The organism is Polaribacter sp. Asnod6-C07 (assembly GCF_045063625.1).
GTDB classification, from domain to species: Bacteria; Bacteroidota; Bacteroidia; order Flavobacteriales; family Flavobacteriaceae; genus Polaribacter; species Polaribacter vadi_A.
Map to the genome: position 1 here is coordinate 3649327 of NZ_JBEFOF010000005.1, position 16018 is coordinate 3665344.

The following is a 16018-nucleotide window of genomic DNA, read 5'->3' on the forward strand; positions in this document are numbered from 1 at the left end:
GTTGAAAAAGAAATCATTTCAAATTAAAACATAATAATGAAAAGATTATTCAATTTACTTTTAGTATTAAGTATTAGCTTAAATACTTTATCACAAGAAAACTATTACAATGATGTTAATTTAAATGTAACTGGTTTAACTTTAAAAGAAGAACTGGCTACAAAAATTATAAGTACTCATACTCAGTTTTTATTTTATGATCAAGTTTGGGATGCAAGTAAAGCAACAGACGTAAATCCTAATAATAGCAACCAAGTATTATTAATCTATGGTTTTGAAGATGGTTCTGATACAGATGTAACTAACGATCGTGAACGTGGAATTAATGATAATAGTGGTAGTTCTGGAGATTGGAACAGAGAACATGTTTACTCACAATCTTTAGGTACACCAGCTTTATCAGATTCTGGTCCAGGTTCAGATGCACATCATTTAAGACCAGCAGATGCGCAAAGAAACTCATCTAGAAACAACAGAAAATTTACAACTGGTTCAGGTAATTCTGGTATTCAAACTGATGGTGGTTGGTATCCAGGAGATGAATGGAAAGGAGATGTTGCAAGAATGATGATGTATATGTATGTAAGATATAATGATCGTTGTTTGCCAACAAACATTGGTTTTGGAGACAACTCCTCTACTCCAGATGATATGATTGATTTATTTTTACAATGGAATGTTGAAGACCCTGTTTCTGACTTTGAAAGACAAAGAAATACGTATCACGAAAATACTACCAATCAAAATGCACAAGGAAATAGAAATCCTTTTATAGACAATCCAATTTTAGCTACCAGAATTTGGGGAGGCACAAAAGCTGAAGACTCTTGGGGAATTTACACCAGTTCAGACACAGAAGCTCCTACTGCTCCAACAAATTTATCAACAACTAATGTTACTACCTTTTCTTTAGATTTATCTTGGATAGCAGCTACAGATAATACAGCTGTTACAAGTTATGATGTTTATATTGATGGCAATTTAGTTACTGCTACTTCAAATACATCAGTTACATTATCAAATTTATCATCAAATACAAATTATAGTTTTACAGTTTTTGCTAAAGATATTGTAAATAATTCATCAGAATCTAGTACTGCTTTAAACGTTTCTACTTTAGCTGATAATGAAGCTCCAACAACACCAACTAATGTAACTATTAGCAATGAAACAGAATCTACATTTATTGTTTCTTGGTCTTCATCTACAGACAATACAAAAATAGATTTTTACGAGGTTTATATTGATGATTTATTTGTGAACTCTTCAGAAAATGAGATGTATACAGTAACAGGCTTAACACCTTCTACAACTTTTAAAGTAGAAATTTTAGCTGTTGACGAAGTTGGCAATAAATCAAATTTATCTAATGCTGTAAGTGCATCTACCACAAATGGCTCTACAGTTGCTAACGAATTATTTTTCTCAGAATACATAGAAGGTTCTAGTAATAACAAAGCATTAGAAATTGTAAACTTAACAAATGCTGATATAGACATCTCTATCTACAGTATAAAAAGACAATCTAATGGAGGTGTAAATGGTGATGAATGGGAATATAATTTACCACTAACTGGTATTATAAAATCGCAAGATGTTTATGTAATTGTAAACGAAGCTGCAGGTGAATTTACTTCTTCAACTTCTGAAACAGTTAAAGAAGCTGGGCAATTTTTAATAGAACAATCTGATTTTATTCAAATTCATGATGGAGACACAAATTTTGGAGCTCCTATAAATTTTAATGGTAATGACCCTGTTGGCTTATTTAAAAATGATGTTTTAATTGATATTATTGGGACTTATAATGGTGGTACTTCTAACTTTGCAAAAGACAAAACTATACGTAGAAAAAGTGGTGTTTCTCAACCAAACACAACATTCGATTTAGAAAATGAATGGGATGTTTTTGCAAAAGATAATGCAGAAGATTTTGGCTCTCATAGTGCCATTGTTCTTTCTACAGATCAATTTAATTTAGATGGAATTAAGTTTTATCCTAATCCTGCAAACGATTATATCAGAATACAAAACAACTCCAATAAAGTTATTAAAAACCTAAGTATTACTAATGTTTTAGGCAAAAAAGTAGTTTCTGAGCAAAATCCATCAGAAGAAATTAACATTCAACAAATATCAAAAGGTATTTACATTCTTCAATTTCAAGTTGATGGAAAAATATATTCAACTAAAATCATTAAAAAATAAATGAAAAAAACATTACTTTTAATTGCTATTCTTAGTTTTTACAGTGCAATAGCACAATTAACACCTCCATCAGATTTACAAGACTATTATAAAGATGTAGATTTCAATTTAACTGGCACAGATTTATTTGATGATTTGGCTGTAGAAACTATTGCGAAACATACAAATATTTTACAATATTCTGAAAGACATAATTATTTATACAATGCTGATAGCGATTTAAACAATGCGTCTAATGTGGTATTAATGTACAGTTCAGAAAGTAGAGATAAAAGAGAATATTTATCTGGTAACAATTCTTATTCTCCACAAACTTTTAATACAGAACACGTTTACCCTCAATCTTTAATTGGTAACACTGCAAAAGGAGATTTGCATCATTTAAGAGCTTGCGACACCAATATAAACAGTTCTAGAGGTAACAACCCATTTGCAAGTGGTTCTGGAACTTATGCAAACTATAATTCTTCTTGGTTTCCTGGAGATGAATGGAAAGGTGATGTTGCCAGAATGATTATGTACTTAAACTTAAGATATGATGAATCTTTTAGTGATATTGGTTCTTTGGATTTATTTTTACAATGGAATGAAGAAGACCCAGTTTCAGATTTTGAAATTCAACGAAACAACGTTATTTCAGCAACCCAAGGTAATAGAAATCCGTTTATAGACAATCCATATTTAGCTACCATAATTTGGGGAGGTACTGCAGCAGAAAATCGTTGGTCTACATTAAGTACAGACAATTTTTCTTCTATTAGTAACATTAAAGTTTATCCAAACCCAACATCAATAAATAGCATAACTATTGATGTTCCTGTTGGTTTAAATATTTCTTCTGTAACCTTGTATTCTGTTATTGGTACTAAAGTTTACGAAGCTAAAATTCCTAACCTTACTAACAATAAAATTAAGATTCAAAACCTTAAAAACGGAATGTATCTGTTAAAAATTAATAGTGATAACAAAAGTATTACCAAAAAAATCATTGTTAAATAACTTGAACATCCAATAAATAATCATAAAAGACGGCTTTTCTAGTCGTCTTTTTTAGTTTATAAGTAAGTGAATAACTATTCATTTAATCTTATGTTTTAATTTGAAATTAGGTATTTTTGCATTTTACAACAAAACGCAAACACTACTTAAAAATGATTCATTTCTTTGGAAACAAAAGCAGCAAAGTATTCGCTGTTCAAACTACAAAAGAATTATCTTCAGAAAATATTTCTAAATTGGTATGGCTTTTTGCCAATCAACCTAAAATAGAAGAAACATCAATAGATGCTTTTTTTGTTGGCCCAAGAGCAGCAATGATTACTCCTTGGAGTACAAATGCAGTAGAAATCACTCAGAATATGGGGATTTCAGACATCATCAGAATTGAAGAATTTTTAGCTTCAACTGAAGAGTTTTCTGATTTCGATCCAATGATTTCTGAAAAATTTAATGGATTAAATCAAGAGTCTTTTTCTATTGATATTCAACCAGAAGCAATTTTAGAAATTGAAGACATAGCTACTTACAACACTCAAGAAGGTTTATCTTTAAGTGAAGAAGAAGTTGAATACTTAGAAAGTGTTGCTAAAAAAATCGGTAGAAAATTAACAGATTCTGAAGTTTTTGGTTTTTCTCAAGTAAATTCAGAACACTGTAGACATAAAATATTTAACGGAACTTTTGTTATTGATGGAGAAGAAATGCCTACTTCCCTATTCAAATTGATAAAAGAAACGTCTAAACAATTTCCTAACGATATTGTTTCAGCCTATAAAGATAATGTTGCCTTTGTAAAAGGACCAAAAGTGGAACAATTTGCACCTAAAAGTGCAGATAAACCAGATTTTTATGAAACATCAGATTTCGAATCTGTAATTTCATTAAAAGCAGAAACTCATAATTTTCCAACTACTGTAGAGCCTTTTAATGGAGCTGCAACTGGTTCTGGAGGAGAAATTAGAGATAGACTTGCAGGTGGTAAAGGTTCTTTACCTTTAGCAGGAACAGCTGTTTACATGACTTCTTATTCTCGTTTGGAAGAAAATAGGTATTGGGAAAAAAAGTTTGAAGCTAGAGATTGGTTATACCAAACTCCTATGGATATTTTAATAAAAGCATCTAATGGAGCTTCAGATTTTGGAAATAAATTCGGTCAACCATTAATTACAGGTTCTGTTTTAACTTTTGAACACGAAGAAAATGCTTCTTCAAGTGATGCTGCTGCAAGAAAACTTGGTTTCGACAAAGTAATTATGCAAGCTGGTGGAATTGGTTACGGAAAAGCAGCACAAGCTTTAAAAGACACACCAAAAGAAGGTGATAAAATTGTAATTCTTGGGGGTGAAAACTACAGAATTGGAATGGGTGGAGCTGCAGTTTCTTCTGCAGATACAGGAGCTTTAGATTCGGGTATTGAATTAAATGCTGTACAACGTTCTAATCCAGAAATGCAAAAACGTGCTGCAAATGCAGTTCGTGGAATGGTAGAAAGTGATGAAAACTTTATTGTTTCTATTCATGATCATGGTGCAGGTGGACATTTAAATTGTTTATCAGAATTAGTTGAAGATACAGGTGGTAAAATAGATTTAGATAAATTGCCTGTTGGAGATCCTACATTATCAGCAAAAGAAATTATTGGTAACGAATCTCAAGAAAGAATGGGATTAGTAATTGCTGATAAGCATTTAGATACTTTACATAAAATTGCAGATAGAGAACGTTCTCCTATTTATGATGTTGGTGAAGTTACAGGAAATGATCGTTTTACTTTCGAGTCTAAAACTACTGGTGAAAAACCAATGGATTTAGCTTTAGAAGACATGTTTGGTTCGTCTCCAAAAACAATTATGACAGATAAAACTGTCATCAGAAAGTATAAGAATCCTCGTTATAAAACGAAGAATTTAGAAATCTATTTAAAGCAAGTTTTACAGTTAGAAGCTGTTGCTTGTAAAGATTGGTTAACAAATAAAGTAGACAGATGTGTTGGTGGTAAAGTTGCCAAACAACAATGTGTTGGTCCGTTACAAATTCCGTTAAACAACGTTGGTGTAATGGCTTTAGATTATAATGGTAAAGAAGGTGTTGCTACTTCAATTGGGCACTCTCCTATCTCTGCATTAATAAACCCAGAAGCAGGAAGTAGAAATGCAATAACAGAGTCTTTAACAAACATTATTTGGGCACCTTTAAAAGATAATTTAGATTCAATTTCATTATCTGCAAACTGGATGTGGCCTTGTAAAAATGAAGGTGAAGATGCTCGTTTATACAAAGCTGTAAAAGCTGTTTCAGAATTCTCTTTAGGTTTAGGAATCAATGTTCCAACTGGTAAAGATTCTTTATCAATGAAACAAAAATATCCTGATGGAGATGTAATTGCTCCAGGAACTGTAATTATTTCTGCTGCAGGTAACTGTAATGAAATAAGTAAGGTTGTTGAGCCTGTTTTACAAGTTAATGGAGAAAACATCTATTACATTAATATTTCTCAAGACGAGTTTAAATTAGGTGGAAGTTCTTTCTTACAAGTTTTAAATACTATTGGAAATGAGGCACCAGATGTTACAAATACTGCTTTTGTAAAAAATGCATTTAATACAATTCAAGATTTAATTAAAGGGGATAAAATTACTGCAGGACATGATGTTGCTTCTGGAGGATTGATTACCACTTTATTAGAAATGTGTTTTGCTGATGTTAATTTAGGAGCAGATTTAGATATCTCTTCACTAAATGAAGAAGATTCATTAAAAGTATTATTCTCAGAAAATTCAGGTATTGTTTTTCAAGCTGATGCTTCTGTTGAAACTGTTTTATCAGAAAATAATATTGAATTTTTCACCATTGGCTCTGCAAATAATTCAGGAACTGTAAACATTAAAAACAACGAAGATAATTTTACGTTTGATGTTACTGAAATGAGAGATGTTTGGTATAAAACTTCTTTTTTATTAGATCAAAAACAAACAGCTAATAATTTAGCTCAAGATCGTTTTGATAATTTTAAAAATCAGCCATTAACGTATAAATTCCCAGAGAATTTTACGGGTAAACTTCCTAAAATCGGAAAAGACAAACCAAAAGCTGCTATTATTCGTGAAAAAGGATCTAATTCTGAACGTGAAATGGCAAATGCAATGTATTTAGCTGGTTTTGATGTAAAAGATGTACACATGACAGATTTAATTTCTGGTCGTGAAACTCTAGAAGATATTCAGTTTATTGGAGCTGTTGGAGGTTTCTCTAACTCAGATGTTTTAGGTTCTGCTAAAGGTTGGGCAGGAGCTTTTAAATATAACGAAAAAGCAAAAACATCATTAAAGAATTTCTTTAAAAGAGAAGATACTTTATCTGTTGGTATTTGTAATGGTTGTCAGCTTTGGATGGAATTAGATTTGATAAACCCTGAACATAAAGTTCATGGAAAAATGGTTCATAACGATTCTCAGAAGCACGAAAGTTCATTTACTTCTGTAAAAATTCAAGAAAACAATTCTGTAATGTTATCTTCTTTAGCTGGTACAGAATTAGGTGTTTGGATTTCTCATGGTGAAGGAAAATTCAGTTTACCAGAATCTGAAGAAAACTATAATATTGTTGCAAAATACGGTTACGAAGGTTACCCTAACAATCCTAATGGTTCTGACTTTAACACTGCAATGATGTGTGATGCTTCAGGAAGACATTTAGTAACAATGCCTCATATAGAGCGTTCTACTTTTCAATGGAATTGGGCAAATTACCCAACAGATAGAAATGATGAAGTTTCTCCTTGGTTAGAAGCTTTTGTAAATGCAAAAAATTGGTTGACGAAATAATATTTCGCCCTAAACTTTATATTTAAAAAGGGCTTAAAAGCCCTTTTTTTTGGGTCTAATAAAAAAATTATATATACTATTTAATCAATAAAATATGATAATTCCAAAAAAATATAGATTTATAGTTGAATTAGGAAGAGCACTTCATATTTATGGGATTCCTTCTTATAAAATACAATCTTACTTAACAGAAGTCGCAAATAATAAAGGAATTAAAGGAAGCTTCATGGATTTCCCAACGTGGATTAATTATGCTTTTTATGATGATGAAGAATCATTTAATTATATAGAGTGTATACCTCCAGGAATATTAAATTTAGGTGCTTTTTCTAGGGTTGCAGAACTTACCAAAAAAGTAATTAATTCTGAAGTTGACAGTGATGAAATTAGTGAAGAATTAAGCATAATACATCAAAAAACAAAAAAAGTAAATCACTTATACTTAACATTAGCTTACGCTTTTGCTGCTGGTGCTTTTAGCTTAATTATTGGTACTAACTGGATTTCTTTTTGGCTATCGTTATTAACTGGCTCATTGGTTTATTTAATGGTTTATTTAACTTCAAAATCAAAATATATAGAAAATGTATTTGAATCACTAAGTGCTTTGTTAATAACTATAATTAGTTGTCTAATAAAACAAGTTGTTCCCGAATTTAATGTTGGTTTAACCATTCTTGCTTCCATAATTATCTTTGTACCAGGCTTAGGTATAACAACTGCTTTAGAAGAAATTACTTCTAAAAATTTAGTTTCTGGTAGTGCTAAACTTTTTGATGCTATTATCTTATTATTCAAACAGTTTTTTGGAGTTTTATTAGGTTTTGGATTAATGACCACTTTAATGGAAGTTGATATAGTAGATACTACATCAGAAATGCCTAAATGGATTAACTTTTTTGCAATTCCTGTTCTATCTATTTCGTTATTCCCTGTGCTTCAAGTAAGAAAAAAAGACATGTTTTTTGGTGTATTAACAGGCGCAATCTCTTTTTCTATTATTATATTATTATCTGGCTTAGGTATTTTAATAAGTACCTTTATTGGTACTTTAACTGTAGTTGGTATTAGTAGTTTATTTGGTAGAATTTCTAAAACCCCAAAAACTGTATATTTAATACAGGGTATAATTATTCTTGTACCTGGTAGTAAATCTTTTATTGGTTTAAGCAATTCTTTTTTAAATAAATCTGCAGTATCTTCTGGCAACGTTTTTGAAGAAATTGCATTTATTTTAATGGGTATAATTGGTGGTTTACTTTTTGCAGGTACTTTTAGAGACAATAGTAGTAGTAGAGATTAATTAAGTAAAAAAAACTGTTTCAATTTCTTGAAACAGTTTTAAAATAAAAAAGTTGGGGGAATATTTTAGTTTTTAGAAAGCTATTAAAACCTTACCTCCAAAAAAAAAGGGTAGCTAAATCATAAACAGCTACTAATAAGTACTTTAATTTAATTCTAAATAAAAATTTATTGAGTGTTAATTAACAATCTTTAAGGTAAGAATAATTAATCATTTTTTAATATAAAGTCTAAATTTTATTTTAATATGTGTCACAAATTAGTTTTTAGTTGGTCTTTAAAGAAACAACTCAACTTTTAAATATGAAAAATAAAATTACATTATTAGTTACACTTTTTTTATCAGCAACATTTTTTGCTCAAAAAAACATTGAAGCTTCAGACATTTTGCAAGACATTAAAAACGGAAAATCTATTACTTACCAAAATGCAACAATAGTTGGTACTTTAGATTTTACTTATATGGATGAAGCTATGGAAAAACTACCATCTAAAAGAAAAAGTAGTTGGTGGGGAACTGGAAGTTCAACCAATGAGATTAAGAAATTAATTGAAGTTAAAATTTCTTTTATAAACTGTACTTTTAAAGATGATGTTTTAGCTTACATTCCAGATGAAGATTCAGGTTACACTTTTACTGCAAGTTTCGAAGATATTGCAATATTTAAAAACTGTAATTTTGAAAGAAAAGCAATGTTTAAATACTCTCGTTTTGAAAGAGAAGCAGATTTTTCTGGTTCTACTTTTGATGATGATAGCACTTTTAAATATGCTAAATTTGATAGAGACATTAGTTTTGAAAACTCAAAATTTAGTGAAATTTCTACTTTTAAATACGCTAAATTCAGTAGAAAAGTAAGTTTTGCAAATGCTGTTTTCGAAGACTCAGCTGTTTTTAAATACACAAAATTTAATGATGGTGTTTCTTTTAATAATACCAATTTCGAAGAAGATTTAAATATTAAATACATGCAAGTTTCTGGTGATTTCGATATTTCTAAAATGAAAGTTGGTTATGATATCGATTCTAAATACACCAAAATAAATGGTAAAGACTTTAATAAATACTTATTGAGTAACAATTAGAAAACACATAAAATCGAAGAAAAGGTTGGCAATTTGTCAACCTTTTTTTTTGATAAACCTTTAAAATAAAAATATTGATTTTATATTAATTTAAAATACAAAATATATAAATCAAGATAAATGTTAGCTACATCACATAAAACCAAATAAAATAATTTTAAAGGAAAACACAATATTAACCATCAAAAAATATATAATTCATAAAATAACAAGTCTATTAATTAGTATTTGTAAATTCAAGTAATTTTAGTACTTTGCAATACTACAAAATAGAATATATGCCCATAGAAATTACAAGGTTATTTGATTTTCCTTATTATCAATTAGAAAAATACAATCTTAAAAAAGCATTCTCTACAAAATACAATGGAAATTGGCAATCAATTTCTACACAAGAATATATAGATAAATCGAATCAATTAAGTAGAGGCTTACTTAAATTAGGCATACAACCTAATGATAAAATTGCCATTATTTCTACAGAAAATAGAACAGAATGGAATATCTGCGATATTGGTATTTTACAAACTGGCGCACAAACTGTACCTATTTATCCTACAATTTCTAAAGAAGATTATGAATATGTATTAAGTCATTCAGAATCTACTTATTGTTTTGTTTCTGATGAAGAAATTTTAGAAAAGCTAAATAAAATTAAAGGTAATACCAAACTTAAAGGCGTTTATACTTTTAAAGACATTAAAGGAGAAAATAGCTGGAAAGAAATCTTAGAATTAGGTAAAGAAGCCGATAATCAAACAGAGGTAGAAACAAGAAAAGCTAATGTAAAATCTGATGATTTAGCCACCCTAATTTACACTTCTGGTACAACTGGCAAACCTAAAGGAGTTATGCTTTCTCATAACAATATTGTATCTAATGTTTTATCATCAGAAAAAAGAGTTCCATTAGAATATGGTAATTCTATTGGTTTAAGTTTTTTACCTGTTTGTCATATTTTTGAACGTATGATTTTATATCTATATCAATATTGTGGAGTAGATATTTATTTTGCAGAATCTATAGAAAAATTATCAGAAAATGCAAAAGAAATAAAGCCACATGTAATGACAGCTGTACCTCGTCTTTATGAAAAAATTTACGACAAAATTATTTTAAAGGGAGAAGATTTATCAGGCATTAAAAAGAGCTTATTCTTTTGGGCAGTAAATCTAGGTTTAAAATACGAACCAAATGGAGCAAATGGTTGGTGGTACGAAAAACAATTAGGTTTAGCACGTAAACTTATTTTTTCTAAATGGCAAGCTGCTTTAGGTGGAGACTTAAAATTAATGGTTTCTGGTAGTGCTGCATTACAACCAAGATTAACGCGAGTTTTTGCTGCTGCAGGAATGCCAATTATGGAAGGTTATGGTTTAACAGAAACATCTCCAGTAATTGCTGTAAATGATCAAAAAGACAGAAACTTTAGAGTAGGTACTGTTGGTAAAGTTATTGATGATGTAGAAGTTAAAATTGCTGATAATGGAGAAATTTTAGTAAAAGGACCTAATGTAATGTTAGGCTACTACAAAGATGATGAAAAAACAGCTAGTGTTATGAATGGCGAATATTTTTGTACAGGTGATAAAGGTGAATTTGATAAAGACGGTTTTTTAAAAATTACAGGTAGAACCAAAGAAATGTTTAAAACTTCTGGGGGTAAATATGTTGTTCCGCCTTTATTAGAAGGTGAACTAAAACAATCTCTTTTTATAGAACAAGTAATGGTTGTAGGTGAAAGTGAAAAAATGCCTGCTGCTATTATACAACCTAACTTTCAATTTGTTAAAGATTGGATTAAGCATAAAAATCTAGAAATTGGTACAACTAACCAAGAAATCATTACTTCTGATATTGTTATAAAGCGCATACAAAAAGAAGTAAATAAGTGTAATAGTAATTTTGGTAAATGGGAACAAATAAAACGTTTTGAACTCACGCCTGAAGAATGGTCTATTGATGGTGGTCATTTAACCCCAACAATGAAAATGAAAAGAGAAGTTATTAAGAATATATATATTAATCTTTACGAAAAAATTTATAGAGGTTAAAATTATTCTATATTGCTTTAAAATTCAATTAATGTTAAAGCAATTAGTATATTATTCCATTGCTAATCAAATTATTTCAGATAAAATTATTGGTGATATTTTAGAAACTTCTCGAAAACATAATTCTAGCAAAGAAATTACAGGTTGTTTACTTTATTATGACAATGTTTTTTTACAGCTTTTAGAAGGTAAAAAAGAAGATATTGACGCATTATACAAGAGTATAAAAAAAGATCAAAGACACTTTAATGTTACCTTAATTGCAGAAGAATTTGTTAATGAAAGAATGTATCCAGATTGGAGTATGGCCTATCATAAATTTAGAGCAAATCAATTAGCAAAAGAGAAATTTAGAGAGAGTGTTGTATTTTTATCTAATTCCATTCCTAAAAAATCAGAAGCAATTGATTTTTTTTGTTATATGGCTAAAGAAATCGTTAATAAATAAAAAAATCCCTAAAACTAAATTTTAGGGATTTTCATTTAAAATAAAATAATATTATTAAACTTTAATAGAACAACCAATTGCTCTAGTTTCTGTTTTTTGTACTGTTTTACCTGCTAATAAAGCATCAACAGCGTTTTCTACATACTTTTCTGTAACAGCATCTGGATTTCTTGAACTATTATCAATTGCACCAATATACTTTACTTTCATATCATTTTTAGTAACAATAAACACGTGTGGAGTTTTAGTAGCTCCGAATTTTGGATATACTTTCTGTCCTTCATCTAATAAATAAGGAAAGTTAAAACCTTTCTCTTCTGCTCTAACTTTCATTTTTTCGAAACTATCATCTGGCACAGCAGCTGGATTATTAGGATTAATTGCAATTACAGGATAACCTTCATCTTCATACTTATCATTTAAAGCGATAATTCGATCTTCGTTTGCAACAGAATAAGGGCAAGTATTACAAGTAAAAATAATAATAAATCCTTTTGCATCATCGTAATCTGATAAGGATAAGAAATCTCCATCTATATTTTTTAACTTAAAATCTTCTATTTTATCGCCTACTTTATAGCCAGCATCCGATTTTAAAGTAAAAGCTGCTGCAGTAATTACAACAACTGCAAGTAATAAAATGTTTTTTATTGTTTTCATAATTTATTAATTTAAAAATGTTTTTAATTCGTTTTCTAAAGTGATATAATCAAAAGATTGCTCGTAAAATTCTCTTTTATTTTTATTGTAAATTATAGTTGCAGGTATTGCCCCACTCCAAGTTTCATCAATAGCTTTTATCCAAACATCTTCATTTACATCATTTAAATAAACAACTTCAGACTGTAAATTTCTTTTATTAATAAAAGGAATCAATTTTTTTTCAACTTGTTTCGGAAAATCTAAACTCACCAAAATAACCTCAACATTTTTGTCTGCATAATCTTTATTAATTTTCTCAAAATAAGGTAATTCTTTTACACAGGGTGCACACCAAGTAGCCCAAAAATTTACAACATAAATTTTATCATCTTTCTTTTCTAATAAAGGTTTTAGTTGTTCGTAATTATATGTTTTTACAGATGTAACTTGTTGTGTTTCTTCTATTGATAATTCTTCAGTAACTTCTTTAGTAACTTCTTTTTTACAAGAAGAAACTACTAATAAAATGGAAAGGAATAATAATGTCTTTTTTATCATATTATAAAAATACATATTAAATCAAATTGTATCTTAAAATTAACTCATAATTAACATTTCAATAAGAGTATATCCTTTTAAAATTCTTGCTTACAGATTATTAATTTCATACTTTTGGTAAACCAATTTGGTAAACCAATTAACTAAAAACATTAAATTATGAGAAAAAACTATTTCAAAAGCAAATTTTTTGAACATTTAACAATTGCATTATGCTTCTTTTCTGCATTATCTTCCTATGCTCAAACCACCTACAACATTGATGATCCAGAAGATTTAAGAAATGTAATCTATAGTCCTGGAGATGAAATTATTCTAAAAAACGGAACCTATACCACAGATGAACGTATGCGATTTTTTGGTTCTGGTACTGCAGAAAATCCTGTTATTTTTAGAGCAGAAACCCCAGGAGGTGTTATTTTTACTGGAGGTGCACGTTTATCTATTGGTGGTGAAGATGAAGATGGAGTAAAAATTGCAACTGGTGAATATTTAATTGTAGACGGTTTTCATTGGAAAGGAGGTTATGGTGCAAGTACTTTTATCGAATTTAGAAATGGTTCTGAAAATGCTGCACATCATAGTACAATTCAGAACTGTGTAATAGATGGCCTAGGTGTTGATCCTGATGAATTGGCAGAAGATTTAGCTGATGAACAAATTCCAAAACACAATTGGGTAGTTTTATATGGAACCCACAATACCGTAATTAATTGTTCATTTATGAATAAAGTTACTGCAGGTAATATTGTTTTAGGTGAATATGCTTATAATGCTTTCCCTGATGAAGATGATGATAATTTAAATACAAGTTGTATAGAAGTTGGTCATAAAATAATGAATAATTATTTCTTTAATTATGAAAAAGTGACTGAATTATATGGGCAGAAAGAAAATGGTGATGATTTATCAAACTCTGGAGATAGTGAAACTATACGTTTAGGAACAAGTTCTTATCAAATGGTAAATAGTAACGGAATTGTAAGCAACAATTATTTTGTACAAGCAGATGGAGAAAACGAAATCATTACCAATAAAAGTAAAGGAAATACGTATACCAACAACACTTTTAGAAGATGTAGAGGATCTTTAGTGTTAAGACATGGTTCTTATGGAACTGTAGATGGTAATTACTTTTTAGGAGAAGATGTAGATGGTACAGGTGGTATTAGAATAGTTGATAGTGAGCATACAATTACAAACAATTATATTCAAGATTGTGTAACAATAGAAAGCAATGCAAAATGGAATAATGGTTTTACCTTTTTAGGAGGTAGTGCTAATGCTGATGTAGACTGTGCAACAGATGATGTTTCTAATGGATATCAAAAAGTAGTAAATATTAATGTTGCTAACAATACTTTAGTAAATACAAATGCTCCTTTATTTTATAATGAAGATAAAGGTTCTACAGATCCAACAGGAACATTCACTAATAACCTAATTTATTTTACTGATGCAGACCCAAATTTAACAGCTGTTATTTCTGGAGATAGTGAAACTGCATTTAACAATTTAGGTACTAAATTAACGTATTCTGGCAACGTATTTACAGGTACTTCTTTAGGTGCAACAACAACTGGATTTTCTGAAGAATCAGGTATTACAGCAACTGCAAGTGGTGAGATTTTTACATTTTCTGGAGCAACAGGAAAAGGAGCAGATATGGGTACTTATGAACCAGCTACAGATGCTATGGTTGGTTATGGAATTGGTGCTTGTTTTATAGATTATACAGGTTCTAGCATTATTGATGGTAATTGCACAATACAAATCAGCGAATCTATTAGTGTAAGTGGTTTAACATCTCTTTCTGCTGAGGCTGCAGATTACGATGTAACTGTAACTGCAAATGTAGGTTGGACAGCAATTTCTAATAACGACTGGATTACTATAGATACCAATTCAGCTGCTGGTGATGCTACAGTTTCTGTTTCTGTAACTAAAAACGAAAGCTCAGAAACTAGAACAGGTACAGTAACTTTTACACAAGTTGCTGGTGGAGATGACATTATAAAAACCTTAACAGTAACTCAAGAAGGTGCAGATTTAACTTCTTTATACACCTTAATAAACACAGGTACAGGTTTAGATACAGATAAAGTAACTGTACATTCTTTTTCTAAACAAAACGATTCTAAATCTCCACCAGAATTGGCAATTCACTCTCTAGATAAAGATTTAGATACAGAATGGACAGCAGAAGATGGAGCTATTCTTTCTGGCGATTTTAAAGGTGATGGAGAATATGTAATTTATGATTTAGGTGATGAGTACAACTTAGATTTAATAAGATTTAATACTACTAGTAAATCAGATGCTTTTGGAGTACAAATTTTAGTTTCTACAACAGGAACAGAAGCTGCAGATTTTACGCAAATATTACCAACTTCTGGAGATATATTATTTTCGGCTACAAACACAACCGATTTTAATAATTACGAAATAGATACAGATGCTAAATACGTAAAGCTAATTGGTTTTGGTAGATTTAATGAAGCTGGAGATAATAGAGAAAGTGCATGGACAGCCATTACAGAAATAGAGTTTTATGGAGAATCTACTTCTTTAAGTGTTAATGATTTTTCTACAAAAGACTTTAGTGTATATCCTAATCCTGTAAATAATAACTCGTTATTTATTAAAACAGCGTCTACAGATTTTAATCAAGTAAATATCTATACTTTATTAGGTCAAAAAATATTAGAAACAAAATTAACTTCTAATTCTACTATCAGTAAAATTGATGTGTCTGCTTTAAATTCTGGAATATATTTTGTAGAATTAAGCAATGGCAAACAAAAAGCTATCAAAAAAATAATCGTTACTGAGTAAATATTATTTTATTTATGATACAAAAAAAAGGTCTTCTATTTAGTTAGAAGACCTTTTTAACT

The 16018-nt window shown here is 29.6% G+C and carries 10 protein-coding genes; 8 read left to right on the forward strand and 2 right to left on the reverse strand.

Annotated elements, in window-relative coordinates; genetic code table 11:
* Positions 1-36: 36 nt before the first annotated feature.
* The 7 genes from ACJJVK_RS15925 (at position 37) to ACJJVK_RS15955 (ending at position 11921) form a co-directional block, all read left to right on the forward strand.
* The gene (locus ACJJVK_RS15925; protein ID WP_405567799.1) at positions 37-2208 is read left to right on the forward strand and encodes an endonuclease; all 2172 of its coding nucleotides are present in this window, start codon (positions 37-39) and stop codon (positions 2206-2208) included.
* Positions 2209-3207 carry an endonuclease gene (locus ACJJVK_RS15930; RefSeq protein ID WP_405567801.1) on the forward strand — a complete coding sequence of 333 codons (999 nt, stop codon included), beginning with the start codon at positions 2209-2211 and terminating at the stop codon, positions 3205-3207.
* A gap of 152 nt (positions 3208-3359) precedes the next feature.
* The gene (purL, locus tag ACJJVK_RS15935; protein WP_405567803.1) at positions 3360-7031 is read left to right on the forward strand and encodes a phosphoribosylformylglycinamidine synthase; all 3672 of its coding nucleotides are present in this window, start codon (positions 3360-3362) and stop codon (positions 7029-7031) included.
* 94 nt (positions 7032-7125) lie between these two features.
* Positions 7126-8334, forward strand: coding sequence for a threonine/serine exporter ThrE family protein (locus ACJJVK_RS15940; RefSeq protein ID WP_405567806.1), 1209 nt, complete (start codon positions 7126-7128; stop codon positions 8332-8334).
* Positions 8335-8636: 302 nt separating this feature from the next.
* The gene (locus ACJJVK_RS15945) at positions 8637-9419 is read left to right on the forward strand and encodes a pentapeptide repeat-containing protein (RefSeq protein ID WP_405567809.1); all 783 of its coding nucleotides are present in this window, start codon (positions 8637-8639) and stop codon (positions 9417-9419) included.
* Between the two features lie 278 nt (positions 9420-9697).
* Positions 9698-11473, forward strand: a complete 1776-nt coding sequence (locus ACJJVK_RS15950) for an AMP-dependent synthetase/ligase (protein ID WP_405567811.1) — start codon at positions 9698-9700, stop codon at positions 11471-11473.
* A gap of 31 nt (positions 11474-11504) precedes the next feature.
* Positions 11505-11921: a BLUF domain-containing protein gene (locus tag ACJJVK_RS15955; RefSeq protein WP_405567814.1), complete on the forward strand. Its 417-nt coding sequence runs from the start codon at positions 11505-11507 to the stop codon at positions 11919-11921.
* Between the two features lie 54 nt (positions 11922-11975).
* Here the strand turns inward: ACJJVK_RS15955 and ACJJVK_RS15960 are convergent, their stop codons facing one another.
* Positions 11976-12581, reverse strand: coding sequence for a thioredoxin family protein (locus ACJJVK_RS15960; protein WP_405567817.1), 606 nt, complete (start codon positions 12579-12581; stop codon positions 11976-11978).
* Positions 12582-12587: 6 nt separating this feature from the next.
* On the reverse strand, positions 12588-13121 hold the full coding sequence (locus ACJJVK_RS15965; protein ID WP_405567837.1) for a redoxin domain-containing protein: 534 nt from the start codon (positions 13119-13121) through the stop codon (positions 12588-12590).
* Between the two features lie 159 nt (positions 13122-13280).
* Here ACJJVK_RS15965 and ACJJVK_RS15970 point away from each other — a divergent pair, with 159 nt between their 5' ends.
* Entirely contained in the window at positions 13281-15956 is a 2676-nt protein-coding gene (locus ACJJVK_RS15970) for a chondroitinase-B domain-containing protein (RefSeq protein ID WP_405567840.1), read from the forward strand.
* The last annotated feature ends 62 nt before the right edge of the window (positions 15957-16018 follow it).

Bases quoted from the DNA above. Each gene is read 5' to 3' on its own strand.
- ACJJVK_RS15950 (WP_405567811.1), top strand. From the start codon at position 9,698: ATGCCCATAGAAATTACAAGGTTATTTGATTTTCCTTATTATCAATTA.
- ACJJVK_RS15945 (WP_405567809.1), top strand. From the start codon at position 8,637: ATGAAAAATAAAATTACATTATTAGTTACACTTTTTTTATCAGCAACA.
- ACJJVK_RS15965 (WP_405567837.1), bottom strand. From the start codon at position 13,121: ATGATAAAAAAGACATTATTATTCCTTTCCATTTTATTAGTAGTTTCT.
- ACJJVK_RS15970 (WP_405567840.1), top strand. From the start codon at position 13,281: ATGAGAAAAAACTATTTCAAAAGCAAATTTTTTGAACATTTAACAATT.
- ACJJVK_RS15925 (WP_405567799.1), top strand. From the start codon at position 37: ATGAAAAGATTATTCAATTTACTTTTAGTATTAAGTATTAGCTTAAAT.
- purL (WP_405567803.1), top strand. From the start codon at position 3,360: ATGATTCATTTCTTTGGAAACAAAAGCAGCAAAGTATTCGCTGTTCAA.
- ACJJVK_RS15955 (WP_405567814.1), top strand. From the start codon at position 11,505: ATGTTAAAGCAATTAGTATATTATTCCATTGCTAATCAAATTATTTCA.
- ACJJVK_RS15960 (WP_405567817.1), bottom strand. From the start codon at position 12,581: ATGAAAACAATAAAAAACATTTTATTACTTGCAGTTGTTGTAATTACT.
- ACJJVK_RS15940 (WP_405567806.1), top strand. From the start codon at position 7,126: ATGATAATTCCAAAAAAATATAGATTTATAGTTGAATTAGGAAGAGCA.
- ACJJVK_RS15930 (WP_405567801.1), top strand. From the start codon at position 2,209: ATGAAAAAAACATTACTTTTAATTGCTATTCTTAGTTTTTACAGTGCA.